The following is a 23,656-nucleotide window of genomic DNA, read 5'->3' as shown; positions in this document are numbered from 1 at the left end:
GCATTGCCCCCGGTAACGGGGGCGATTATCGTTATCAGTTGCCATATTTAACGTTAAAGCCCAGTGCATCCCCAACGGTGTCATATTCGCGGAAATTAAAAATAAGCGGCTTCCATTTGGTGGAATCGACAATGCCGTTTTCACCTAATAAGGGGTTTTCTACCCACAGATTGACAATATCTAGCTCGGCGAGAATAAAACGGCCTTTATCGCTGATGGACACTAAACGGCATTCTGCCTGAATCGGGCATTCAGCAATGCGCGGCGGCGCAACATCAATCGAGGCTTCAGCTGTCAGCCCGGCTTTGGCGAATTTATCATGGCAGATCTCCACGCCCCATTTAGTTTGGTTTTCCGACAGCTTATCGCCGCCAGTCAGCCTGCCCACCTGCTCGACTTTCTCCCACAGGGTATGATCGGGAATATTGATGACCGCATCGGAACCGGCAACTAAATTATTGTGTGTTTTGCTACCCTTACTTATTCCGATAATGATTTTCTCACCAAGGGAAATAGATGAAGATGCGGCGCAAATATTATTTATCCCATCACAGTCTTGTGTTGTGACCATAAAAACAGGAAAGCCATAATAGAATGAGTTGAGTTTTGATTTGTTTTTCATTGTCCTTTTATCTTATATTTAAAGGCGTAATGAGACTATTTTTCACTCTATTTATGGTTTTTTACAATAACCATTTTTGAGTAGCTAAAATTAGCAATAAATAACCATTAAAAAAGTATCCCACAAATTTTAAAAGGGGTATATGATATGCAACATATGGTTTTCCCCTCCCGGTGAGCACAACTTGCTGAGAACTTTGAGGATGAAACATGCAACGTATTGCCATACCCGCAAACTATGTTCATACCCGCACTACGCCGTTCTGGACGAAAGAGACCGCGCCGGCGTCTATCTGGAAGCGCCATCTTGACGCGGGTACCCGGCAGGGTGTGTACCCGCGACTGAGCGTGTCACAAGGGGCGATCCGCTATAACGGCTACGCGGATGAAACCAGTGCGCAACCGGTGGAAACAGTAACAATCAACGCTGGGGAATTTGCCGTCTTTCCGCCGGAAAAATGGCACAACATTGAGGCCTTAACTGACGACACGATATTCAGCGTCGATTTCTATGTTGATCCGAAAATTTTGCTAGAAGAGTGAGGTAGTTATCATGACGACTGAAAATAAAGGTTATTCTTTAGCGGTTTCGCATTCCAGCAAGCATGAAACAAAAGAAAAAATATGGCTGAAGCCGATGTCGTTATATGTTCCGGATGTCGCCGTAGAAGCCGTTGCGGAGCTGACTTCCGGCTTTAGCGAAAATAACAGTGAATATGTTCTGACGGTTACGAACAACAATAATGGCGTTTCTGTCGATAAAGAATTTTCCAGCCTTGAAGCGTTGAAAGATCCGCTTAATGCCGCCGATTCGATAAAAGAGTTGATTAACATTGTTCGTGGCTACGAATCGGATGAAGAAACCAATGTGTGTGGCTGGTAATACGACACTTCAGGAGGTTCACGATGGCATATCAAATTCCGATTCACTTCCGCCATACCCGCTCCACGCCTTTCTGGACGAAAGAGACGGTACCGCAGGCGCTGCTTACACATCACAATACCAAAAAGGGCGTTTATGGTCGTTTGTCGGTGATGCAGGGCGCGGTGAAGTATTTCGGTTTTGCCGGTGAGCACGACACCACACCGGAAGTGGAAGTGGTGATTGAAGCCGGGCACTTTGGCATCAGCCCGCCGCAATGTTGGCATCACATTGAATTACTTACCGATGACACGTACTTCAATATCGATTTCTTTGCCGATCCGAACGAAGTGCTGGAAGGAAAAGGGATCGGTCAGGTGGTCAATACGCACCGCAGCTAAACGCCACGCGCCCGGCGCAGACCGGGCGTTTCGTTCAGAAGTTATCAATAAACCGCCTCACCGTCGGTGAACGCTCGAATTTTCTCCACGCCAGCGCCACGTCTGTTTTCAACCCTTCACCCTTGATGCGGTGGAACGTCACTAGCGGATGACTAAAGCAGGACATGGACTGCGGGACAATGGCGAAACCAAATCCTGCACTGACCATGCTCAGTGATGAAGAAAATTGCGATGCCTGCTGTGGGTGGCTCATATCGATGCCAGCCCGCAGACAGGCGTTGTAAATCAGTTCGTACAGCCCCGGTGCCACGGCCTGCGGAAAGATCACCAAAGGCGTGTCGCACAACTCCGACAGCAACAGATCGGCTTCATCAGCCAGCGGATGTGAACGGTGCAACGCAATGAGCATCGGTTCTTCATCAATTAATTTCAGATTAAATATTTTGCTGTTTTCACAGGGCAATCGCACGAAAGCGACGTCGATCAGCCCTTCATCCAGCTCCTGCATGAGGGTTGCCATATTGTCCTCTTTCTGATGGAGCGCGACCTGCGGATAGTCATGCTGGAATTGGCGCAGTACGGCAAAAATGCGGATGTGAAAAGCGTTGGAACTGGTCACGCCAAGATAGAGTTTGCCATTGATTCCCCGCGCGATGCCTTTGGCTTTTTCCAGTGCGGCATCACTTAAGGCGAGGATCTGGCAGGCATCCTCATAGAAGGCTTCGCCCGCCTCGGTAAGCTCCACGCCGCGCGTTAAACGGTGAAATAATGGCGTTCCTACTTCCTGCTCAAGACGGCGAATTTGCTGGCTCAGTGGCGGCTGCGACATACCCAGCATTTCCGCCGCGCGGGTGAAATGTTGCGTCTGCGCAACGGCGACAAAATAGCGTAGATAACGAAGTTCCATATCGAAAACATCTCAAACCGTGATGGTTTGTATATTGGAATCTCTCGCTGGAACACGTCAATATTTAATCAGCTTTCCTAAAGGTCTACTCAATGAGGTATTAGAGGATGACTAATCTAAATGATTGTTCCTGCAAAGAAAATTTAAGTAAAACAATTCGTGCTTTTTCTAAAAGCAAACCTGAATGTGTGATATATCAAACATCGCTAATGAGTGCGCTATTAAGTGGGGTTTACGAAGGAAATACCACGATTAAGGATTTACTCAATCACGGCGACTTTGGGCTCGGCACGTTTAATGAACTGGATGGCGAACTGATTGCCTTTAATAGCGAGATCTACCAGTTACGTGCCGATGGCAGTGCCAGGGAGGCGCGCCCGGATCAAAAAACCCCGTTCGCCGTGATGACCTGGTTCCGACCGAGTTACAGCCAGCAGTTCGATGCTACCGTCAGTCGGCAACAACTGCACGATATCATTGATAAACAGATTCCTTCCGACAACCTCTTTTGCGCCCTGCGCATTGAGGGTCATTTTCGCCATGCACATACCCGCACCGTGCCGCGCCAGACGCCGCCTTACCGGGCGATGACCGACGTACTCGACGACCAGCCGGTCTTTCGCTTTAACAGCCGTTCGGGCGTGTTAGTCGGCTTCCGCACGCCGCAGCATATGCAGGGAATCAATGTTGCCGGTTATCACGAGCATTTTATTACCGACGATCGACGCGGCGGTGGCCATTTGCTGGATTATCAGTTGGATCACGGCACGTTGACCTTCGGTGAGATTCACAAACTGATGATTGATTTGCCTGCGGATGAGGCATTTCTTCAGGCCGATCTACACCCGGAAAATCTCGATGCCGCCATTCGTTCGGTAGAAAGCTGAGACACAGACAAAGGAGTGACTAATGAGCAATGAAAACCATACGCAGCAGTGGGCTCATGGTGCCGACATGGTGGTGAAGCAGTTGGAAGCCCAGGGCGTTAAACAGATTTTCGGCATTCCCGGCGCGAAAATCGATAAAGTTTTTGACTCCCTTCTGGATTCATCCATCCAAATCATTCCGGTTCGTCACGAAGCCAATGCCGCTTTTATGGCGGGTGCGGTTGGGCGTATTACCGGCAAGGCAGGCGTGGCGCTGGTAACCTCCGGGCCAGGCTGCTCCAACCTTATCACTGGCATGGCGACGGCGAACAGCGAAGGTGACCCGGTGGTGGCGCTGGGTGGTGCGGTTAAACGCGCTGACAAAGCCAAACTGGTGCACCAAAGTATGGATACCGTAGCGATGTTTAGCCCGGTAACCAAATACGCTGTGGAAGTCCCTTCTTCTGATGCTATTGCCGAAGTGGTGTCAAATGCGTTTCGCGCCGCAGAACAGGGGCGACCGGGCAGTGCTTTTGTTAGCTTGCCGCAGGATATTGCCGATCAGCCTGCCAGTGGCGCGATCCTGCCTGCCGGTTCGCCTCCTGTGTTAGGCGCTGCGCCGGATGCGATGATTAACGACGTGGTAAAAATGATCGCAGCGGCGGAAAACCCGGTGTTTCTGCTGGGGCTTATGGCCAGCCGACAGGAAAATATTGAGGCGCTGCATCTATTGTTGGAAAAAAGCCACATTCCGGTCACCAGTACTTACCAGGCAGCAGGCGCAGTTAACCAGCAACATTTCAGCCGTTTCGCCGGACGCGTTGGGTTATTCAATAACCAGGCCGGGGATCGATTGTTGCATCTGGCGGATCTGATTATCTGTATTGGCTACAGCCCGGTGGAATATGAACCTGCGATGTGGAACACCGGCAACGGCAGATTGGTGCACATTGATGTGCTGCCCGCCTATGAAGAGCGCAACTATATTCCAGATGTTGAGCTGATTGGCGATATCGCCAGCACGCTGAACAAAATGGCAGCGAAAATTGAAAAAACGCTAATCCTCACCCCGCGTGCATCGGAGATTTTGATTGACCGCTGCAACCAGCGTGACTTGCTCAACCGCAAAGGTACGCAGCTTAACCAGTTCGCCATTCATCCGCTGCGCATTGTGCGGGCGATGCAGGACATTGTGAATAACGACGTGACGCTGACGGTCGATATGGGCAGTTTTCACATCTGGATCGCCCGTTATCTTTACAGCTTTCGCGCCCGCCAGATGATGATTTCTAATGGCCAACAGACGATGGGTGTCTCTCTGCCGTGGGCGATTGGCGCCTGGCTGGTTAACCCCGGACGCAAAGTGGTGTCGGTTTCCGGCGATGGCGGTTTTCTGCAATCCAGTATGGAGCTGGAAACCGCTGTGCGTCTCGGCGCGAATGTGCTGCACATCATCTGGGTGGATAATGCCTACAACATGGTGGCAATTCAGGAAGAGAAAAAATACCAGCGTCTTTCCGGGGTGAATTTCGGCCCGGTAGATTTTAAAGCCTATGCTGAAGCGTTTGGCGCTAAAGGTTTTGCCGTCGAGAGCACGGCGGAACTTGAATCGACCCTGCGTACAGCGATGGACACAGATGGCCCGGCAGTTGTTGCCATTCCGGTGGATTATAGCGATAACCCGCTGCTGATGGGCCAGCTTAACCTTAATCAGATTCTTTGAATAACCAAGGAGAAATGATGAAAAAAGTCGCATTCGTGACCGGGGCCGGTCAGGGAATTGGCAAAGCCATTGCGCTGCGTCTGGCGAAAGATGGTTTTGCCGTCGCTGTTGCCGACTATAACGCCGCCACCGCCAAAGCCGTTGCCGACGAGATCAATAGCCATCAGGGGCGCGCGATGGCTGTGACAGTAGATGTATCCGATCGCGAACAGGTTTTTGCTGCGGTGGAAGAGGCCAGAAGTAAGTTAAAAGGCTTTGATGTTATCGTCAATAATGCAGGTGTTGCGCCCTCAACGCCAATTGAAACGATCACCCCGGAAGTGGTGGATAAGGTTTATAACATCAACGTTAAAGGCGTGATTTGGGGGATTCAGGCGGCGGTCAGCGCTTTTAAGGCGGAAAAACACGGCGGCAAAATTATCAATGCCTGCTCGCAGGCCGGGCATGTTGGCAACCCGGAACTGGCGGTTTATAGCTCAAGCAAATTCGCCGTGCGCGGTTTAACCCAGACCGCCGCACGTGATCTGGCGCCGCTGGGCATTACGGTTAACGGCTACTGCCCGGGGATTGTGAAAACCCCGATGTGGGCCGAAATTGATCGCCAGATTTCTGAAGCCGCGGGCAAACCGCTCGGTTACGGTACCGAACAATTCGCCAAACGCATCACGCTTGGGCGCTTGTCAGAGCCTGAAGATGTTGCTGCTTGCGTCTCATATCTTGCTGGGCCGGATTCGGACTATATGACAGGTCAGTCTCTGCTGATTGATGGTGGTATGGTATTTAACTAATCCGTTTTATGGCTCGGACACAGCCTTGCCTCTGCGATCGCGCAGGGGCTTTTTTATAACAGGAATGACGGTCATCACCAATATACAGAGATTTTAAGTTGCATCTAAATACACGCTATTGGTGAGTTGTGTCAGATGGAGAGCAGAGAACCATGTTTAACGGTTTGCGTAACCGTGAAGATCATGCTCATTTCCTCAGTATGCTCCGCTTTTTCCTCGCTGATCGACGCCAGTTTAATTATATCGCCAGCTGTTCGCGAAAATGATCTGCCGTGGTATATGCGATTTTCGGCAATCCAGCGCAAAATTTCTCGTTTGGGTTATGGAAGCGTTTGCGCTTAACTGAAAAGGCCAACCTTAGCTGGAGAAATCGCAGATGAAGAGAATATTGCAACAGTGGTTTGAACGTCTTGCTCCCGTTCTGCCTGTGCAGGTGGAGGAGGGGGAATATGATTCTGGTCGCCATGTGGCGCTGATGATCCCATTCGGTCTGCTCTACGGTCTTGATTATCATCCTTCTGTATGGATTTACGATGAAAAATGATCGCTTCCATCTGGTGATGCGCTACAGCTACTGGAATGAACTGTGCGTACTGGATTAGAACCCGCCTGAAAAAGGAGGCGGTTTTTTTATTTTCTCACCCCACCAAAATCCATTTTGAAATTGCGTTTCACCTCTCATTTCCGTCTTTTTAGGGGATATATTTCTGCACCCTTCGCCTCTGGTCACAATTCATACATTTTATCTTGTATGGTAGTAGACATGAAAACCATAAGGGAGATACCGTGAAAGCCGTGATGTATTGGCTTTAACGATCCCGGCTTTACGCTGGACGGGTTGAATGAAGATTCGCTTATGGAGTTTTGATGTCCATGAAAAATAAACAACAAAATCAATGTCTTAAAGGCTTTCCGTTGGCGGTCAAGCTGTATAAACGCGGAGAGACGCTATGATGCGCAAAAACCGGGAAGTCACCATTCCTGTCAGTATCGGCTATGGCATGACGGATATTATGGGTGGTGGCGCATTTACCGTTATTGGTGCATGGTTACTTTTTTTCTATACCACCTTCGTGGGCTTGTCGCCTATTGAAGCGGCTTCGATTGTGGCTATTGCCCGCATAGTTGATGCTATCGTCAGTTTATTTATGGGGCGCTTTACCGATCACTTTTACAAAAACTATTTCGGTAAGAAATTTGGCCGTCGTCGGTTTTTCTTGTTAATCGGTGCGCCATTAATGCTGGTTTATATTTTGTTGTGGCTCGACGGGATGAGTTTTCTCTTTTATCTCGCCGTGTATCTGGCATTTGAAGTTATCGCGGCAATGGTGCTTATTCCCTGGGAAACGCTGCCTTCAGAAATGACCAAAGACTTTAATGAGCGTACTAAACTTTCCACCTGTCGTATGTTTCTTTCCGCTGCTGGCACGTTCCTCGCCACGTTTATTCCCGGCGTGTTGATTGGCTGGTTGGGGGAGAAAAATGCTGATGCCTATATGATTAACGGTATCGTTTTTGCCGTGCTATTTATGCTCTGCGTGTTTATTTCCTGGCGAGTCACCTGGGAACGTGAATTAACGCCTGAAATGCTGGCGGAGATGGAAAAAGGCAACCAGTCGACCAGCGTGAGCCAGAAATTGCAGGCGTTTTTCACCCTTTTTAAAGATTACGCTTCAACGCTCAAAGTACGTGCTTTTCGTAAACATCTGGCTATCTATCTGTTTTCATTCACGGCAAAAGATATCTATAACACGGTGTTTGTTTTCTTCTGCGTCTATTGCTTGCACGTCTCCTCTTCACTGGCGGGAACCCTGCTGTCGATGAGTATCGTCGGGCTACCAGTCACGTTGGCAGCGGGGGTGGCGATGATTAAATATGGCCCATCGCGGCTTTATGTTTTCGCCTACAGCGTGATGATTCTGTGTCTGGGCGGTTTCTTCCTGGTGTACCAGTTCCCGACTGAGAACAAAGTGGTGTTGCTGGTGATTCTTGCTGGGGTGTATCAGGTTGGCCGATGTGTACTGGAATTCACACCATGGAATGTTTTCCCATTTATTCCGGATATTGACGAAATGATTTCCGGCCAGCGCCGTGAGGGGTTATTTGCCGCTGTAATGACCTTCTCACGCAAAACCACCGTTGCAATTGCCACCTTTATTGTCGGTTTGTTGTTGCAAAGCGGTGGCTTTGTTAAAGGCAGCCAGGTACAACCGCAGGAAGCGGTGACCACCATTGTGATATTGCTGTTTGTCGGCACCGTTGGATTATTGCTGGTGGCATTGTGGCAGGCGCTGACATTCCATTTGAACAAGCGTACGCACAAGATTTTTGTCGATGAACTCGATCGTCTGAAAGCGAACGGTCTGAAACAGAATGTTGCGCCGCAAGCGCGTGCGGTGGTGGAAGATTTGAGCGGCTATGGCTATGAAAAACTGTGGTGTAAAGATTCTGCGGGTCAGTATGAACCGGTTACGCTCAATAAAATGATGCCACTGCGGAAATAACTGGCGTAAGTAACGCCCCGCCAGGGAAATAGCAGAATGAAAGGTCCTTCGGGCGGCGATTAATATCACTAATGTTGCCTTGCGAAAATTGTAACAGCATGATCATGTGTAGAAAAATACTCTTACACTATTTTGGCGCTTTTGTCATATAGCTGCGATTTTTTCACTATCTAATAATCCTCGGCTACTGCAACTTCGCCCAATCTATGATTGCCGGGTTGCACATTTTAACCCTTGGGTTAATTTCATATTTATTTTGCTTTTCATTCACTCCTCCGGGTTATTGCCCGGAGTTTTTTTCTGCTGATTGATACCGTTCTATTTTTTTGTCTTGACACAAAATTGTCATGTAAGCGCTCTATGCTTCCCTCCGTCCGCAAAATTATTCAAAAATCTATCAACTTATTTGTTTTTGGAGAGATTATGGCAACGTTTCATGCATCTGTTCGCCTGATGGCCGCAGCACTTGCGCTTTCTACGACTACCGTATTTGCAGCAACCAATGTGACGGGCGCAGGTGGCACCTTCCCGGCTCCAGTATACGCAAAGTGGGCCGCTGAATATCAGAAACAAGTGGGTTCTCAGGTCAACTACCAGGGAATTGGTTCTTCTGGCGGTATCAAACAGATCATTGCAAAAACCGTTGATTTCGGCGCATCCGACGCTCCGATGAGCGATGACGATTTGGCAAAAAACGGCCTGTTCCAGTTCCCGACCGTGATCGGCGGCGTGGTGCTGGCGGTGAACATCCCGGGCGTGAAATCCGGCGAGTTGACTCTGGATGGTAAAACGCTGGGTGATATCTACCTGGGTACCATCAAAAAATGGAACGATCCGGAAATCACTAAGCTGAACCCAAAAGTAAAACTGCCGGACACCAATATCAACGTTGTACGCCGTGCAGATGGCTCCGGCACGTCATTCGTCTTCACCAGCTACCTGTCTAAAGTGAACGCAGATTGGGCCAGCAAAATCGGTAAAGGTACAACCGTTAACTGGCCGGTCGGTCTCGGCGGTAAAGGCAACGACGGCGTGGCCGCTTTTGTTCAGCGCCTGCCTGGTTCTATTGGTTATGTGGAATATGCGTATGCCAAACAGAACAACCTGACCTGGACTAAACTGTTTGATGCCGATGGCAAAGTCGTTGAACCGTCGCAGCAGAACTTCAGCAACAGCGCTAAAGGGGCTGACTGGGGCAAATCTTTTGCCCAGGATCTGACTTTCCAGAAAGGCAAAGACGCGTGGCCAATCTCTTCTACGACCTTTATCCTGGTCTACAAAAAACAGGATGACGCCGCGAAAGGCGCAGAAGTGCTGAAATTCTTCGACTGGTCTTACAAAAACGGTAGTGCGATTGCGAGCAGCCTTGACTATGCACCGCTGCCGGATTCTGTAACCAGCCAGATTCGTGCTGCCTGGAAAGCGAATATCAAGGACGCTTCCGGTAAAGCGCTGTACTAATTTTTTATCACCCTGTAAAAAGCCCGATACTTGTGTACCGGGCTTTTTTATTGTCACCCCTAAACCACCTTCTGGGGAGGTGGTGATTGATTTCCAGCGGGTGCTTTCAATCTTCCAGAGTGCCGGAACGCTGGCCAGATCTCAGTCGACAATTCCACCATCAGCGCTTGCAGAACTTTGGCTGAATCATGAGACCAGAGAAATCAGTAATTTCTTCAAAGTGATAAGAAATATAATTATCGGCAGGGAGGTCTTCTTTTATCTTCAGGTAACGGGTGTAACGATTGTCTGGTCGCCGTGTCACGGTTCGTTATCTTAATGAAACAGCGCAATCTTCTGGTTTTGATGTGCCGTCCTCAGGGTATATTTCATCTTCGATAAGGGCTGAAATTTGGCAGCAGGTACACATTTTTTAATTGTAAGGAGACTATTCTGAAGTGATCAAAATAATACAGGAGATCGAAAGTGTACAATTCTATTCTGGTTCCCATCGATATTTCTGAAACAGAGCTGACCCATCAGGTCATACCCTTTGTGCAGGCGCACGCCGTGATGAATACCGCCAAAGTACATTTTCTCACGGTTATACCCTCGGTACCATATTACTCATCGTTGGGTCTGGCCTATTCGCTTGAAATGCCGAAAATGAAAGAAATTCAGCATGCAGCGTTATCAAAACTGGATGAGCTTGCTAAGCAATTCAAATTGCCATCTGAAAAGATCCAGACCCATGTTGTAACCGGATCACCAAAGGATCAAATCCTCAAGCTCGCCGATTCGATTAATGCGGATTTGATCATCATTTCCTCGCATCGGCCGGATATCTCTACCTATCTGTTAGGTTCAAATGCTGCGGCAGTGGTGAGACACGCCAGATGCCCTGTTCTGGTCGTTCGGTAACATGTCCTGCACTTGCCAGAAAAGGAACCCCGGAGAAGGCAGGAGTGTCCTGCTCTCTCCTGAAGCTCCTGCATACAGTCGTTGGCGGAGTGCTGAGTCAGGGTTGGTTTCACTGAGTGCGATGAACTCGCTCCGGGGAGAGGATTACTGTGTCAGTAGTTTCTGTCCCGGAAACCGCGTTGCATTGTGCATTGCCGGCATGTCGCGAATATTCTGTAAAACAGCGTGTTAAAACATGTCATACGAGGTATGTTAAAACTCGGGGCATCCGGAAGCTTATTCGTTAGATAAATTAGCCTGTTTGAGATATTTATTATATGTTTAATTTCTGTTGAAGTGTGAGCGATAGACTTAGACGCTTCGTCTTCGTTAGTATTATTATGATTCTATGGAAATTGAACTAAACAAAAGTGTTCAGGAAAGGATTCTTCATGCAGTCCTGTTTGAAGTGATTGCGAACGTCAGTATTGCTTTCTTGCTTGCATGGATAATGAATGTTTCCGTTCTGCAATCTGGCCTTCTGTCAGTCATTTCTGCCTTTACAGCTACGGTGTGGAATTTCGTTTTTAATAAATGCTTCGACAATATTCAGAAAGAGTATAAATTTTGTCGTAATTTTATTGCACGATCTCTTCATGCGATTACGTTCGAAGCCGGACTTATCATCATTTTAATTCCTGTGGCCATGTTTACTTTGAATTTGTCTGTGCAAGAAGCTTTTTGGATAGAAGTTGGATTAGTTCTTTTCTTTCTTCCTTACACCCTGGTATTTAATTGGATCTACGACTATCTTCGCTGGTTTTTTGTTGGGAGCAGAGTTATCAGGAATGGTTAACGATAAGTAATGACAGCCGTAGGATGTTACTTAATAGAAGGTTGAGAACGATTTTATTTTTGTAGATGTTTATGTTATTCGGACATAAGAGCTATATCTCTGGAAAATTTAGCTGCCAGTGATTTTCTGATAGTTTTGAGTTAAATTGATTCAAAATCATTATAAAATATATCTCATCATGATTTCCTCTTAATGACATGAAAAATAGTACGTAATCAAACCACAGTGATATCCAGAGCCGACAGCCATCTCGACATGGTGAAAAACATAACATGACTTATACAATCTGCGTTGGTTTTATCCTTCAGGCTCATTGCGAGAGCTGTTTTTTTACCATTACTTTATCGGTGGTAAAACTATTATCGGAGAAAGTAATCAGCGTTTTAGTAGTCGGGAAGGGAAGAAGTCGCAGAGCTGCAATTAGCCGTGCTTTATTAATCCCTGACAGACAGTGAAAATGTGGTGCTGCATTTGATGGTACATAATGATTTCTGTTTACATTGCGATAACAATTTCAGCAGGGATTTAAGTAACGCAGTTTAAGATTTATTTAAAAAATATACGTTACAAATCCACCAATTAAAAAGAAAATGCCAGCGTCTGTATGTCAGTGTAAATAATAAAATGAAAAGGTAAATGAGAGTTGATTTTGAAATGCATTACTGTTATTAATATTACCTCTTCATTTTTATTTTTTAATTTTTTTTCGTCATAAGGATACGTATGTATAATAAACATGGAATAAAATCGCTAGGAATTTTCGCTACATTAATGCTGGTAACAAATGTTTCATTAGCCACAACGACAACTTCGTGTGTAAAGGTTGATCATACACAAATTGAAGCATTGTTTGAAAAATGGAATGCTTCACTTCAAACCGGTGATGCAAAAAAGGTCAGTGAAAATTATCTTAGCGATGCAGTTTTATTACCTACAGTATCAAATAAAGTAAGGCTTACAGACGAAGAGCGAATTGATTATTTTGAGCATTTTCTTGAGAAAAAACCAGTTGGTAAGATTGACAGTAGAACAATACGTCTGGGATGCAATAAAGCAATAGACGTAGGAACATACACGTTCACATTTGCAGATAAAACCAAAGTATCTGCTCGTTATACATTTACCTATGTCTGGGATGGAAAGGATTGGAAAATTTCTTCCCATCATTCATCTGCAATGCCTGAAGGTTAAATGCATAGATTTTAGGATAATTTAAATATTAATTAACAAATCCCCTTACGTCCTCGCCCGGAGTATCAGGATGTAAGGGGGTAATCAGCACCCTGTATAAGGCATCCTGGGATTACAGATGCCATAGCGTTTTCGCCCTTCCTGATATCTATACCTGGCTTAATCAGCGATTCCGTCCTTTTTCATACTTCGTATAAATTCCTTCGGTGTCTGGCCAGTGATGTTGGTTTTAGCTTGCCAGGACTTCGTAAGAATATTTACATCCAACAGGATATTGAGTTCGGTGGCTACACATATATCATCTTAGGTCATGCGGGCGAGTGCAGATTAACAGTGTCACTGAGCAACACGGCATGAAAGGGCGAGCGATGTCCTGAAGGTTTAAGTTGCTGCCATCGAATTTATTACCGTCAGGCTAAAAACATATCAAATATTCTCTATTTAACACTTTTCCTTAAAAAAGAACTGTTATTTATTTTGTTTATCAATGCATTATGGAATTATGGTGGGCCATGCAATGACATAATACTTACACACTAGTAACGCGTACAAGTATTAATAAACGCATAGGGTCCCCTTATTAACCAGGTGCGCTTGTCAATTTTGAACACATCAATCTGAAACTCACGACTTCCCGTTCTGTATTCATTGAGAAGTAGCTGGAATATTTTGTCATCACTACCATCACCGTCCAGAGATTCAATATCTTTGATTTCATAAGTGAATGTTTTACCCTGTACTAAGGTACCATTTCCCAGGCGAATTGCACGGCTTAATCTGCTTGTTTTATCGCCGTCAACAACATTCCCGTTCAGCAGAAGATATCCTCTGTCAGAAGTATAAAGTCTCAAATCCTGGGCAATGTTCATATGGACTTTCCTGCCCTCGTCATCAAGAACATACCTCGTGAAGGAGAGGCATTTAAATGGAAAATTATTGAATCTATTTATTTTATCTTGTGCCAACTTGACAACAAAAGGTGCGGAAACCACCATGACGGCAATAAGAGCAAATACAGTTTTCTTAATCATTAATTTCTTTCCGGTCTAAATAATAAATGTTATCACACGCTCTGTTGACCCCATTAGCTGCCGGGCGACAAAATGACAGCATTGTCCGGCCATATGTTTGGGGTTTGGTTGAAGTGTAGTAGTCAAAGTAAACATTAAATCCTTTCCGGCAAGGAAGATTGTTTTCTTTAAGAATCTTTAAAACCTGCTTTTCGATTTTTCCACTATAGTACTCACGTTCAGATTTAATAGTGTGAATAATACAACCTGCTTGTAAGGTATGTGCGGAAAATACTGGGTCCCGTGCTGTATTCCTGACATTAAAGATCCACACGCTTGCCAGTGTAATAAAGATAAGGACAGTTAGCCCGATCAAGATAAATTTTAAAAAAAATGCGTTTGATTTTTTTTCATCCTGTGGCTCAACCGGTGCTGGAGCAGAAGGATGGTCAGATATTTCCTCTTCTGTATCCTTCACAATGCTAACATGCTCATCAAGTCTTATTCCGACTTTTGGCAAAGTTATGACAAAATTTTCACACCCAAATACCGTCATGTTTCGCCGTAAAAGGCTCAAATACTGGTTCAGATTGCTATTCGAACCAGTAAGTCCGAATTTGTCCCAAACCTCACGAAATAAAAAATCTCTGCTTAGAATTTCACCTCCTGACTCGAGAATTATCAGTAGCAAGCGCTGCGCAGGAAGAGGGAGCTGGACGACGTCATTCGTCTCCGGGTGTTTGAGCGAACCATCTCCTCTGTCAAAAACTATCGAATTATTTATTATATACCGCACAAAACCTCCACTTGTTGCGTTTAAAACTGACACATGATAAATACTAAAAGTATTATAGATATACAACCCATTTTCTAATGCACCACTTCTATCTCTCCTCCATGTGGAAATATAATCATTGGCTGAATATATATGTAATTGAAAAAGCCAGGGTCAAGGAAGTTGCCGTATTCTTTGTGAGAACTAATTTATCTGTGAATTTACGCTATCACTTTGCGCACATGGTCATCTAAGCATCGCTGATACAATATTTGCGTATGTGCTGGACGTAAATCCAACAGGGTAGCCGATCGTTGAGAGCATTCTCAGGTTTTAGAAACCATGAGAAGATATTCAGAGTTTGTTCAGACCAATCGGTATCTCCAGGTTAATATTGAAGTGCATAAACATTGTATCAGTGGTTTGCCTGCTTTACAGAGATAGGCCTTTATGCGAAGCAGAGTAACCAACGCCAGGGCATATAAACCTATGCCCAAAGGGGAGGTGCGTGTTGCCAGAAGAAAGGCTAACTGAATAATGAGATTAAACCAGACCAGCAGCTTTCAACGGTGGCTCAAAGTATGGATCTTACTTGCAGTCGTATTCAAATATACTAAGTCCAGTTTGCCTTACTGCAAAAAATTTGTCAGACATACTTTTGAGGAAAAAAGTAAGATAAGACGGACGCCGTAGCCCTAGTTTGTTGCTGATCTTAATTCTGTGTGCGTAAAGTGTTTTGGTTGAGCTTCTAATAGCTCTTGACTGCAACGCGATAATTGTTCCTCCGGCGAACAGTGGTATCAGTCTGTCTTCGACTTTTGTAAGTTTTGTCGCGCTGTCGTCATTCCTGTCATCAAAATGCATGGCGCAGGGAATGGTCGAGGCCATGCGAAAAATAGTGTTATTAATATATTTATTGTCAGCTTCAAGCTCCGCGTTTCCGGATATAAACCCACTTACTGAACGATGCGACAAACGTAAAAAAAGAGATCCAGGATATCGCTCCCTGAGTTTAGAAAATCCAACCCATTTCCCGGTGATTAACATTCTGAGATCAACGATAATAATGGGATGCAAAAAATCTATATGATTTATTTGTTTTCCTGAGAAGTCACACATCATACAGTCGTAATCGCTGGCAAGATGTTTAAAACCGAGATACAAGTAGTAATCTTCGGTCAGTACAATGCACGTTTTGTTATTCACAGTGATTGCTCCTTATATGGACATGGCATAATCAATATCCTGTACCAGTCTGTGTATTTCGAGAAAATAATCACTGCCGTTATTATGTATATCCAGGCACTCTTGTAGCTTTTCCTTTATATAAAGATAACTTGCACGATCTGGAACGATGCCACAGAAAAAATAAAGGAAATGATTCAGTGTCGCGATTTCAATAAAGCCATATTTACGTAGTCTGTCAACGATAGCGTCGCGACTGACCATCTGATCATCGAATTCAAAAGGGGTCATCATTACTGAGTCATCTGTCTTAGAAACTTTTTTCATACGTTATCTGATACCACTTAATCTTACTTGTCAGTATCCTGAGTAATGTGACTACTGTTAGCAATATTGATTGATAATTTCGACATATTTAGATTTTTAATCTAATTTTTTGATGAATATATGCATATTGCACTAGTAATATTGTTTTCAAGAACTTGCAAGATGCGTGATTGTACAAAATCATTGCGCCTGATTATCGCTCGGTGTGAGGTATGAAAGAGAATGCTATTACTTAGACAGCATGATTCTACCGGGTGTGGAGCCCTCAGTGTATTACTCACCACTTCTTAAGACTTACTATAAGTAAGTCCTGAACCATGACACTGCTGATCCCCCTGTGGTGGCACTCCAGCCGATATGACAATGTCTTACTGGTGAAGTGTCCGGTTTAAATGAGGGGATTACCACTGCTCTTTTAGACTGTTCCTGCTTACGTGAGCTAAATCTGCTCTTCCCGGGCTTGTATTAAAGTGGTAATTGAATGCGCGGTGACCAAAAAACAGAATAAAAAAAACTGAAATATTAATTTTTATGAATATAAAAATATATATTCAAATATTTAATGTGTAACTACCCAAATTCGGCTTGGGTGTGGAGAATATATCCTCAAATCAAGCGGCCAAATTCATTAAACCACGACAAACACAATAGGCGTTCGCCCACGTCAGAGTTGCGCATATTTAAAGATTTTAAAGAAAGGGAACTCAATGAACCTTCGTAAAACACTCGTCTCCGTAATACTTGTGTGCGCTTGCGCTGACAGCATCGCCATTGAACTGGGCGCATCTGTTCCAGGTAGCGCTACCTTAGACCTGGCATTAAGAAAATTCGTTTTCCCAATGGAAGACACTGGTCTCTGGTATCATTGCAAGGGAAGCGGTGGCGGTGGCCTGTCCGGGACGGTCTATAACACGTATGACGGTAAGGTCTGTGACCTGCAATTCGGAAAAGATACTCAATGCGGCGCAACGAATCTCTACAGTGACGGAAAGAGGGTGTATGTCGTGATCAAAAACGACGCTTCTTCTCCACGTACGCTCACCTGTGACTCTTGGGGTTATGGTGTTAGCTATTCCCGAGTCACAAACCAGATCGCTGCTGTGGAAGCCGCAAAAACCTGCTCCGCAAATGTCAGCAGTCTTGACTCAGGCCGTATATTCCCAGGTTTATCAAGGAGCATCATGCTACCGGTAACGACATCTGGTAACGGCCGCGTCACCTTCACCGGTAATGACATAGGGGAGAACGGTGTCCTCTCAATTGATAACCCACAACTCACCATAACCCCCGTAAATGCTAAGAACATGGGGCGTTATTCGTGGCTCTCTTCGCCCGGCGATACAGGGATAAGCCTTAATCTTAAAACCAACGCCATGACTGGCGCTGGACAATTCACGTCATACCTTACTGCTACGCTCACCTGTGACTGACAAGAATCTTTGGTACCTTTAACGTTTCCTCCTTCGCAGGTTAACGTGGCATTGATCGTCTGAAAAGCGATGGAGGTTCCAGTGCATGGGTGCTAAGCGGAAAACGAGCATCACGTTGTAAATACGTGGTTTGTGTGCAGAACCGAGACCTGACTGATAATCATAATGACGACTGTGGAACAGTAACTGCACCACACAAAAACGCCTTCTTTGTTGGAATGATATCGGACGTTGTTCTTTCTCCTGAATGGGATGGAAAGTGCCCTAAAAAATGGTTAATCAAAGTCAGACAGTATGCTGAAGTCTCTTACCCTGACATGTGGGATGGTGCCAGAAATCCAGTAGCCTGCCCATCACTATCCGAGTTGGGTATTGATGAAAGAAAATTAAAATTCAATAAGATACCTGAAGTTAACATCGAATCACCAAAAGCTGCACCTGAAGAAGATCCTTTCCCCGAAGGAATAACAATTCAAAACGTGAAGATACTTTTATCTAAAAAGTATGAAGTTTCTGTCGATAGTATTGAAATTATTATTCGCGTCTGAGCAGCAGACTACAATTCTGGCGTAAATATTTGGGCTTTTGGAGGCTTTATGGACAAGTTATGGGACGGTAATTTCAAAGACATCCCTTTGGATCACTTCGAGAGGATGAAGTCGGCAGCTCGTGATTTGGCTGAACGCCGTAGGGCGTCTGACGATCCGAAAGTGAACGACAAAAATATATTTATACGCATCGGTTTGTCAGGAACAGGTGTCAGGCCCAACTATCAGGTTGAACTTCCGAATGGTCGTGTGATTGCCATCAATGGAATTAATCATGAAGAGTTTGGTGTTGAAGAGTTCGACAGTTACTGGATATCCCGGCCTTACAGTATTGAGCAGCTTAATACCATGCGCATTTTTGGCGGGACTATTGAGTCATAGCACCCGAAAGTGTTCAGATTTGTCAAACTAAGGTCCGCTCTGTGCCAACAGCGGACGTTGCTAATGGGTCGGTACAATGGGTCGCGGGATGTAGCACAGTCACAATCGCTGTTAATAAAAACATGTTTTAAAAAACAGTATTGACCTCACATCTCAAATAAGTAAATTAGTGCTCAGCAGCACAATGAAAGTTGTTAGTAATTTATTGAATAGCAAAGAAGTTCTTGATTAATCCATTTTGCTTTACAGGCCACGAAGTTTGTTGTTTGGGATGTAGTTCGATTTCAGGCCTTGTAGTGGTTGTGCTGGTTCGCAGAATGGTAGTGTTAGCGCGACGATGTAAGGCCTTGTTTTTTTAGTTAATGCTGACGGTTTCTTTTTTTGATGATAACCGTATCAGCAACGGGCAACGCATCAAAGAGTATATGTTGCGATGGGTGATGTGCTTGTTTAAGTTGCCACACTTAAGTTTTGAAAGTGCAGGCGGTGTATAACGAGATAAATAGAGGGAGGCTTTTTAGTATTAATGCCCAATATTATCTGTAATGAACGGGTACATTTGAAAGCAGTATAAATAGCTGTATCACTTTATTAAGTCCATTAATGTTAAATCTGAAGTCTGTAGTACCTTAAAAGCCCTGTCTGCAATGGTCAGGGCTTTTAAGATTGCTCACCCTTTGAATCGTAAGTTTCCTCAACAGATTACTGACAAAATTAATCTTGCTTATCAACTCATATGAGTCCACTATGCGTCATCGGTTTGGCATACAGACCTTATGAAAGCAGTTTTAGTAAAGCAGTCCTCATTTCAAGCGTTATCTTCAGATACTCTTCTGCATGAGCCTCCTCCTAAGTGCCCAGTAAGTCCTCATCTGCAAGCAGGCCATGTTCGCCACAACGTGTGGCTCAAGAAAATTAAAGGAAGTATCTATGTCGAATAAAATGACTGGTTTAGTAAAATGGTTTAACTCTGACAAAGGTTTCGGCTTCATTACGCCAGCTGACGGCAGCAAAGATGTTTTTGTTCATTTCTCTGCCATTCAGAGCAACGATTATAAAACACTCGACGAAGGCCAGAAGGTTGAGTTCTCGATTGAGAATGGTGCCAAAGGTCCGGCTGCCGGAAATGTTGTCGCGCTTTAATTGCCGATAACAACACAGACGCTTACGACAGCGATGACGGCACTGGCCTGAGTAGATAAGTGAACGTGATCAAAAACCCGCCCTGAGCGGGTTTTTGTGTTTCATGGATGGCATGTAATAAGGGTGACAGTCATTTTACTGCAGTTGCTGGAGTGAAAAAATGAAACCAAATAGCGCAAACCCAATGATGGTGACAAAAAGAAAGCCGATTAGTTATTTCCAGCCCAACACCAGTTCTCCCTAAGTCTGTTTAATAATAAGCCTGAGAGATAATAATATTCATGATTCACAGGTCAACCAACCGGTGCGGGTGTTTTTCAGAATAAGCAGTATCAGTAACTTTCACAGGAAGTCTGTTTGCGTCTCTCACTTCATTACCAAATATAAACCACATTCAACAGTCGTTAATTAAGTGCTATCAGATTTTGCTGTACGGGTGACCTGACCCTTGTGATCCAGTTAAGTCAATGTCCGCTCCTCGTTGTGAGTTCAACCGATGGATGCAACACATTGATTGAACCGCTCTGCGTGTGATTCATAGTCCAGAGTTTTTCTTGGCCTCTTGTTGAGCTGTCTGGCAACACTTTTAAGTCTTTGCTGGCTGATTTCGATACTGAATTACAAATGGAAAGGCTACGACGCACTTGCCATCGATGATGTTCGTTCCGTCTGAACAATCAGAGGGGAAACATCATTCTGTTACCCCGGTGATATACACATCATTTTATCCTCTGGTCAGAGGATTTTAATCACCATAATCAAGCCAGTTTCTTTCGGGTCAGCGTTGGTTGTATTTTTTGTGGTAACGTCTTTTTCATCGCTCACAGCGGACCATCAGCGCAGTTAGTTTGTCCGCTTCGTGCTGTGAGTTCAATGGGGCAATGCAACGCTATCCTTAATCGAAGGGGGGACGTTGCTCATGCTTAAAATGTATTTAAGCGCCTTAATCTCCATGACCTGACACCATGCGGGGTGTACAAACAATAAACCGCATTCCCGGAGACTGGGTGACGTCAAGATTCAGATACTCAAATTCAAGCAGGCCCTCAGAAGGATGCTGTATACGCTTCACGGTAGATGGCTGTTGCACCACATCCTGCCGCGGCCACCACGCAAAAAATTCCGCGCTATTTTCCATCAGCAAACCGATAAGCCGTTCAAAATCAGTATCACCGACATACAGTGCGCTGTCTGCCCTGAACATGGCAAGCGACAGTTGGGCAACCTCATTCCAGTCCTTCAGGAGGTTTCGGTGTCGCTCACTGGTGAAAATAAGGTGCATCATATTCCGGGCATCGCCCTCAAGCTGGCCAAAGTCGCCGAAAACATGCACGGCTGCCGCATTCCAGGCCAGAATATCCCATCGGCGCCCCAGCACGTAAGCTGGCTGCGCTTTCATACCGTCAATCATCCGGATAAGCGCGTCCGGGACGGTTTCACTGCTGTTAAAAGTATCTGCATTCAGAAAGGAGCGGTCTGCAAGGGTGAACAGGTGTCTGCGTTCGTCAGGACTCAGCATAAGGGCCACAGCCAGGGCGGACAGCACGTCGGCAGACGGCCGTACGTCGCGGCCCTGTTCCAACCATGTGTACCAGGCGGTACCCACTCCCGCGAGCAGGGCAACCTCTTCACGCCTGAGGCCGGGTGTACGTCTTCTGAAACCCGCAGGAAGACCGACAGCCGCAGGTGTCAGCCGTTCCCGCCGGGAACGTAAAAAATCACCAAACGCTTTCCTGCGGGCTTCTCGTTTCTCAGCCTGACTCTTGTACATACGCTCACCCTGTTAGTATGGGTACCATGATAATACCGAAACTGGTTAGCATTTTCAGTTCTGTAAAAATCCCTTCCGGCAAACACATATCCGGGAGGCAATATCATGGCAACAGGTGAAAAAATAGCTCTTGTTACAGGCTCAACGGATGGACTTGGTCGGCGCGTAGCCGAACGGCTTGCAGGCTCCGGGATGACCGTGCTGGTTCACGGTCGTGACAGGAAACGTGGCGCAGAAACAACCAAAGCCATTCTGGATGCTGGCGGTAAGGCGGTATTTTACATGGCCGATCTGTCCGTTCTTTCTGAGGTATGCAGGCTTGCTGCAGAGATCAGGCATGAGCATCCGGGGCTCGATTTACTTGTCAACAATGCCGGTATTGGCGCTGCTGGCGTTTACATCGGACGTTGTGAAAGCCCGGACGGCTTTGAGCTCCGCTTCGCAGTCAATTACCTGGCCAGTTTTCTCCTGACCCGGTTGTTGTTACCGGCCATGGAAAGCAGTGGAGATGCCCGCATCATCAATGTCGCTTCAGCAGGTCAGCAGTCCATCAACTTTTCCGACGTAATGCTGAAAAAACACTATAGCGGGGTGCGCGCCTATTGCCAGAGCAAGCTTGCACAGATTCTTTTCACCTTCGACCTCGCCCGGGAACTGAGCGGGACAGGAATAACAGTGAACGCCCTGCATCCGGCAACATATATGGACACAGGGATGGTGTACGGAGACGGCATTATTCCGGTCACCAGCGTTGAAGAGGGGGCGGACGCTGTCCTGAATCTTGCCCTCTCGTCTGCCCTCAACGGCCAGTCAGGCCAGTACTTTGACGGACTCCGTACTTCACGCGCGCTAGCTCAGGCTTACGATGCTGACGCACGTCAGAAACTCCGCGCCCTCAGTTTTACACTCACGGGTCTCACCGATCCGGTCTCGTAAGCAATTTCCCCCTTGTTTTCACATTTATCAGAGGAAATTTTATGACTTCAGAACAACACGTTGTTATTGTTGGCGGCTCATCCGGTATTGGTCTCAGTACGGCGAGGCTGCTCCTGGTCCAGGGATATAAAGTGACGATTACCGGCCGGAGCGCCAGCAGACTGGCATCTGCACGCGATACGCTGAGCGGGGATATCCATACACTTGTCATGAACGCTGCGGAACCGTCGGGACTACCTGAGGGTTTTGCGCATATTGGGAGTTTTTCCCATCTGGTACTGGCGCTTGGCAGCAGCAGAGGGGCGGGGCCTTTTGCCTCCGTGTCGCTTGATGAAGTCAGAGCTGGCTTCGAAGAAAAGGTTTATGCACACTTCGCGACCGCTCAGGCCGCGCTTCCTTACCTTGCCCTGAACGGGAGCCTGACCTTTATTTCGGCAGTGACAGCCCATGCGGCCATGCCAGGTACGGCGGGTATTGGTGCAGCCAATGCTGCGATCGCTGCACTGGTTCCGGTACTGGCGGCAGAACTCCAGCCAATGCGTGTTAACGCTGTTTCGCCGGGCGTTACGGACACCCCCTGGTGGGATTTTCTGTCGGAAGAAGACAAGGCATCCGTGTTCGCTGATTATGCTTCGAAGACACCGGTCGGTCGCATCGGTAAACCGGATGATATTGCGCAGGCCGTGATCTTTCTTATTGCCAACACGTTCATCACGGGCCAGACCATTGTCTGCGACGGGGGATTACATCTGAAAGGCTGAACGCCAGTTTCTTTAAGCTGCGGAGGCTGATAGCTGAAAGGCGGTGGGTATTTGCCGCCTTTCACCTGGATCTGCGATATACATCTATTTTGAATACGGGTAACGTCCGCTGTTGGCACGGAGCGGACAGAAATCAAGGTCACAAGGCCCGCTGCGAGTTGCGAGTTCAATCAATGTGTTGCATCCATCGGTTGAACTCACAGCCAGGTATAGTCATTCGAAACCTGAGAGTTACACTTTTCATTGATTCAGGGTATGCGCTTACTGGTTACGAATATTGTGCCAGAATCATGTGATTTGTTCAGACTGACAGGTAGGTCTTTATTTCCC

At 46.2% G+C, this 23,656-nt stretch carries 25 protein-coding genes; 18 read left to right on the top strand and 7 right to left on the bottom strand.

The annotated features are described in order from the left end of the window. Positions 1 to 34 precede the first annotated feature (34 nt). Positions 35 to 622: a flavin reductase family protein gene (locus tag BM427_RS10290; RefSeq protein WP_090121344.1), complete on the bottom strand. Its 588-nt coding sequence runs from the start codon at positions 620 to 622 to the stop codon at positions 35 to 37. A gap of 209 nt (positions 623 to 831) precedes the next feature. On the opposite strand from BM427_RS10290, the gene BM427_RS10285 reads away from it, so the two are divergent. Genes BM427_RS10285 through BM427_RS10275 form a run of 3 tightly spaced genes read left to right on the top strand, consistent with a single transcriptional unit; the run spans position 832 to position 1,884 of the window. Continuing rightward, positions 832 to 1,164 (top strand): TehB family protein, encoded by a 333-nt coding sequence (locus BM427_RS10285; protein ID WP_090121342.1) that lies wholly within the window; start codon positions 832 to 834, stop codon positions 1,162 to 1,164. A gap of 10 nt (positions 1,165 to 1,174) precedes the next feature. Then, on the top strand, positions 1,175 to 1,504 hold the full coding sequence (locus BM427_RS10280) for a DUF1869 domain-containing protein (protein ID WP_090121341.1): 330 nt from the start codon (positions 1,175 to 1,177) through the stop codon (positions 1,502 to 1,504). A gap of 23 nt (positions 1,505 to 1,527) precedes the next feature. Then, positions 1,528 to 1,884 carry a TehB family protein gene (locus BM427_RS10275; RefSeq protein WP_090121340.1) on the top strand — a complete coding sequence of 119 codons (357 nt, stop codon included), beginning with the start codon at positions 1,528 to 1,530 and terminating at the stop codon, positions 1,882 to 1,884. Between the two features lie 34 nt (positions 1,885 to 1,918). On the opposite strand, the gene BM427_RS10270 is transcribed toward BM427_RS10275, so the two are convergent. Next, the gene (locus BM427_RS10270; RefSeq protein WP_090121338.1) at positions 1,919 to 2,791 is read right to left on the bottom strand and encodes a LysR family transcriptional regulator; all 873 of its coding nucleotides are present in this window, start codon (positions 2,789 to 2,791) and stop codon (positions 1,919 to 1,921) included. A 107-nt stretch (positions 2,792 to 2,898) separates the two neighbouring features. Between BM427_RS10270 and budA the strand changes: the two genes are divergently transcribed. The 9 genes from budA (at position 2,899) to BM427_RS10230 (ending at position 13,059) form a co-directional block, all read left to right on the top strand. Beyond that, positions 2,899 to 3,678 (top strand): acetolactate decarboxylase, encoded by a 780-nt coding sequence (gene budA / locus BM427_RS10265; protein WP_090121337.1) that lies wholly within the window; start codon positions 2,899 to 2,901, stop codon positions 3,676 to 3,678. 22 nt (positions 3,679 to 3,700) lie between these two features. After that, positions 3,701 to 5,380 (top strand): acetolactate synthase AlsS, encoded by a 1,680-nt coding sequence (gene alsS / locus BM427_RS10260; protein WP_090121335.1) that lies wholly within the window; start codon positions 3,701 to 3,703, stop codon positions 5,378 to 5,380. 17 nt (positions 5,381 to 5,397) lie between these two features. After that, the gene (locus tag BM427_RS10255) at positions 5,398 to 6,168 is read left to right on the top strand and encodes a (S)-acetoin forming diacetyl reductase (RefSeq protein WP_090121334.1); all 771 of its coding nucleotides are present in this window, start codon (positions 5,398 to 5,400) and stop codon (positions 6,166 to 6,168) included. Between the two features lie 376 nt (positions 6,169 to 6,544). Further along, on the top strand, positions 6,545 to 6,712 hold the full coding sequence (locus tag BM427_RS25725; protein ID WP_167518554.1) for a hypothetical protein: 168 nt from the start codon (positions 6,545 to 6,547) through the stop codon (positions 6,710 to 6,712). A gap of 406 nt (positions 6,713 to 7,118) precedes the next feature. Next, positions 7,119 to 8,672, top strand: coding sequence for an MFS transporter (locus BM427_RS10250; protein WP_090121332.1), 1,554 nt, complete (start codon positions 7,119 to 7,121; stop codon positions 8,670 to 8,672). 423 nt (positions 8,673 to 9,095) lie between these two features. Further along, entirely contained in the window at positions 9,096 to 10,133 is a 1,038-nt protein-coding gene (gene pstS, locus BM427_RS10245; protein WP_090121744.1) for a phosphate ABC transporter substrate-binding protein PstS, read from the top strand. 465 nt (positions 10,134 to 10,598) lie between these two features. Beyond that, positions 10,599 to 11,033 (top strand): universal stress protein UspF, encoded by a 435-nt coding sequence (uspF, locus tag BM427_RS10240; protein ID WP_090121330.1) that lies wholly within the window; start codon positions 10,599 to 10,601, stop codon positions 11,031 to 11,033. A 388-nt stretch (positions 11,034 to 11,421) separates the two neighbouring features. Further along, entirely contained in the window at positions 11,422 to 11,868 is a 447-nt protein-coding gene (locus tag BM427_RS10235) for a PACE efflux transporter (RefSeq protein WP_090121328.1), read from the top strand. Positions 11,869 to 12,639: 771 nt separating this feature from the next. Further along, the gene (locus BM427_RS10230) at positions 12,640 to 13,059 is read left to right on the top strand and encodes an SgcJ/EcaC family oxidoreductase (protein ID WP_090121743.1); all 420 of its coding nucleotides are present in this window, start codon (positions 12,640 to 12,642) and stop codon (positions 13,057 to 13,059) included. 536 nt (positions 13,060 to 13,595) lie between these two features. On the opposite strand, the gene BM427_RS10225 is transcribed toward BM427_RS10230, so the two are convergent. From BM427_RS10225 to BM427_RS10210, 4 genes are all read right to left on the bottom strand, one after another. After that, positions 13,596 to 14,090 (bottom strand): FidL-like protein, encoded by a 495-nt coding sequence (locus BM427_RS10225; RefSeq protein WP_090121327.1) that lies wholly within the window; start codon positions 14,088 to 14,090, stop codon positions 13,596 to 13,598. Beyond that, positions 14,083 to 14,625, bottom strand: coding sequence for a hypothetical protein (locus BM427_RS25720; protein ID WP_167518555.1), 543 nt, complete (start codon positions 14,623 to 14,625; stop codon positions 14,083 to 14,085). The genes BM427_RS10225 and BM427_RS25720 overlap by 8 nt, the downstream gene beginning before the upstream one ends. Positions 14,626 to 15,432: 807 nt before the next feature. Beyond that, on the bottom strand, positions 15,433 to 16,050 hold the full coding sequence (locus BM427_RS10215; protein ID WP_090121323.1) for a hypothetical protein: 618 nt from the start codon (positions 16,048 to 16,050) through the stop codon (positions 15,433 to 15,435). Between the two features lie 12 nt (positions 16,051 to 16,062). After that, positions 16,063 to 16,356 carry a hypothetical protein gene (locus BM427_RS10210; protein ID WP_090121321.1) on the bottom strand — a complete coding sequence of 98 codons (294 nt, stop codon included), beginning with the start codon at positions 16,354 to 16,356 and terminating at the stop codon, positions 16,063 to 16,065. 707 nt (positions 16,357 to 17,063) lie between these two features. Here BM427_RS10210 and BM427_RS10205 point away from each other — a divergent pair. The 4 genes from BM427_RS10205 to cspG all read left to right on the top strand — a co-directional run bounded on the left by BM427_RS10205 (position 17,064) and on the right by cspG (position 19,858). Next, complete coding sequence (locus tag BM427_RS10205) at positions 17,064 to 17,786, top strand: hypothetical protein (protein WP_090121319.1); 723 nt, start codon at positions 17,064 to 17,066, stop codon at positions 17,784 to 17,786. Between the two features lie 134 nt (positions 17,787 to 17,920). Continuing rightward, on the top strand, positions 17,921 to 18,334 hold the full coding sequence (locus tag BM427_RS10200; protein ID WP_090121317.1) for a hypothetical protein: 414 nt from the start codon (positions 17,921 to 17,923) through the stop codon (positions 18,332 to 18,334). Positions 18,335 to 18,382: 48 nt separating this feature from the next. Continuing rightward, a complete protein-coding gene (locus tag BM427_RS10195) occupies positions 18,383 to 18,715 on the top strand; it encodes a hypothetical protein (RefSeq protein ID WP_090121316.1) in 333 nt (110 codons plus the stop codon). A 930-nt stretch (positions 18,716 to 19,645) separates the two neighbouring features. Then, the gene (gene cspG, locus BM427_RS10190; RefSeq protein WP_090121314.1) at positions 19,646 to 19,858 is read left to right on the top strand and encodes a cold shock protein CspG; all 213 of its coding nucleotides are present in this window, start codon (positions 19,646 to 19,648) and stop codon (positions 19,856 to 19,858) included. A gap of 943 nt (positions 19,859 to 20,801) precedes the next feature. Here cspG and BM427_RS10185 read toward each other — a convergent pair. Next, positions 20,802 to 21,629 carry a helix-turn-helix transcriptional regulator gene (locus BM427_RS10185; protein ID WP_090121313.1) on the bottom strand — a complete coding sequence of 276 codons (828 nt, stop codon included), beginning with the start codon at positions 21,627 to 21,629 and terminating at the stop codon, positions 20,802 to 20,804. A 105-nt stretch (positions 21,630 to 21,734) separates the two neighbouring features. Between BM427_RS10185 and BM427_RS10180 the strand changes: the two genes are divergently transcribed. Next, entirely contained in the window at positions 21,735 to 22,565 is an 831-nt protein-coding gene (locus tag BM427_RS10180) for an SDR family NAD(P)-dependent oxidoreductase (protein WP_090121311.1), read from the top strand. Between the two features lie 41 nt (positions 22,566 to 22,606). Beyond that, on the top strand, positions 22,607 to 23,326 hold the full coding sequence (locus tag BM427_RS10175) for an SDR family oxidoreductase (protein WP_090121310.1): 720 nt from the start codon (positions 22,607 to 22,609) through the stop codon (positions 23,324 to 23,326). Positions 23,327 to 23,656 lie beyond the last annotated feature (330 nt).

Origin of the sequence: Kosakonia arachidis (assembly GCF_900116535.1) — a bacterium.
Taxonomy (GTDB): Bacteria; Pseudomonadota; Gammaproteobacteria; order Enterobacterales; family Enterobacteriaceae; genus Kosakonia; species Kosakonia arachidis.
The sequence above is the reverse complement of the archived record's forward strand: the minus strand, read 5'-3'. Positions and strand labels throughout refer to the sequence as shown.

What these genes read in the sequence shown, in the direction of transcription:
- BM427_RS10290 (WP_090121344.1), bottom strand. Translation starts at nt 622, where the DNA reads ATGAAAAACAAATCAAAACTCAACTCATTCTATTATGGCTTTCCTGTT.
- BM427_RS10285 (WP_090121342.1), top strand. Translation starts at nt 832, where the DNA reads ATGCAACGTATTGCCATACCCGCAAACTATGTTCATACCCGCACTACG.
- BM427_RS10280 (WP_090121341.1), top strand. Translation starts at nt 1,175, where the DNA reads ATGACGACTGAAAATAAAGGTTATTCTTTAGCGGTTTCGCATTCCAGC.
- BM427_RS10275 (WP_090121340.1), top strand. Translation starts at nt 1,528, where the DNA reads ATGGCATATCAAATTCCGATTCACTTCCGCCATACCCGCTCCACGCCT.
- BM427_RS10270 (WP_090121338.1), bottom strand. Translation starts at nt 2,791, where the DNA reads ATGGAACTTCGTTATCTACGCTATTTTGTCGCCGTTGCGCAGACGCAA.
- budA (WP_090121337.1), top strand. Translation starts at nt 2,899, where the DNA reads ATGACTAATCTAAATGATTGTTCCTGCAAAGAAAATTTAAGTAAAACA.
- alsS (WP_090121335.1), top strand. Translation starts at nt 3,701, where the DNA reads ATGAGCAATGAAAACCATACGCAGCAGTGGGCTCATGGTGCCGACATG.
- BM427_RS10255 (WP_090121334.1), top strand. Translation starts at nt 5,398, where the DNA reads ATGAAAAAAGTCGCATTCGTGACCGGGGCCGGTCAGGGAATTGGCAAA.
- BM427_RS25725 (WP_167518554.1), top strand. Translation starts at nt 6,545, where the DNA reads ATGAAGAGAATATTGCAACAGTGGTTTGAACGTCTTGCTCCCGTTCTG.
- BM427_RS10250 (WP_090121332.1), top strand. Translation starts at nt 7,119, where the DNA reads ATGATGCGCAAAAACCGGGAAGTCACCATTCCTGTCAGTATCGGCTAT.
- pstS (WP_090121744.1), top strand. Translation starts at nt 9,096, where the DNA reads ATGGCAACGTTTCATGCATCTGTTCGCCTGATGGCCGCAGCACTTGCG.
- BM427_RS10235 (WP_090121328.1), top strand. Translation starts at nt 11,422, where the DNA reads ATGGAAATTGAACTAAACAAAAGTGTTCAGGAAAGGATTCTTCATGCA.
- BM427_RS10230 (WP_090121743.1), top strand. Translation starts at nt 12,640, where the DNA reads ATGCTGGTAACAAATGTTTCATTAGCCACAACGACAACTTCGTGTGTA.
- BM427_RS10225 (WP_090121327.1), bottom strand. Translation starts at nt 14,090, where the DNA reads ATGATTAAGAAAACTGTATTTGCTCTTATTGCCGTCATGGTGGTTTCC.
- BM427_RS25720 (WP_167518555.1), bottom strand. Translation starts at nt 14,625, where the DNA reads ATGACGGTATTTGGGTGTGAAAATTTTGTCATAACTTTGCCAAAAGTC.
- BM427_RS10210 (WP_090121321.1), bottom strand. Translation starts at nt 16,356, where the DNA reads ATGAAAAAAGTTTCTAAGACAGATGACTCAGTAATGATGACCCCTTTT.
- BM427_RS10205 (WP_090121319.1), top strand. Translation starts at nt 17,064, where the DNA reads ATGAACCTTCGTAAAACACTCGTCTCCGTAATACTTGTGTGCGCTTGC.
- BM427_RS10195 (WP_090121316.1), top strand. Translation starts at nt 18,383, where the DNA reads ATGGACAAGTTATGGGACGGTAATTTCAAAGACATCCCTTTGGATCAC.
- cspG (WP_090121314.1), top strand. Translation starts at nt 19,646, where the DNA reads ATGTCGAATAAAATGACTGGTTTAGTAAAATGGTTTAACTCTGACAAA.
- BM427_RS10185 (WP_090121313.1), bottom strand. Translation starts at nt 21,629, where the DNA reads ATGTACAAGAGTCAGGCTGAGAAACGAGAAGCCCGCAGGAAAGCGTTT.
- BM427_RS10180 (WP_090121311.1), top strand. Translation starts at nt 21,735, where the DNA reads ATGGCAACAGGTGAAAAAATAGCTCTTGTTACAGGCTCAACGGATGGA.
- BM427_RS10175 (WP_090121310.1), top strand. Translation starts at nt 22,607, where the DNA reads ATGACTTCAGAACAACACGTTGTTATTGTTGGCGGCTCATCCGGTATT.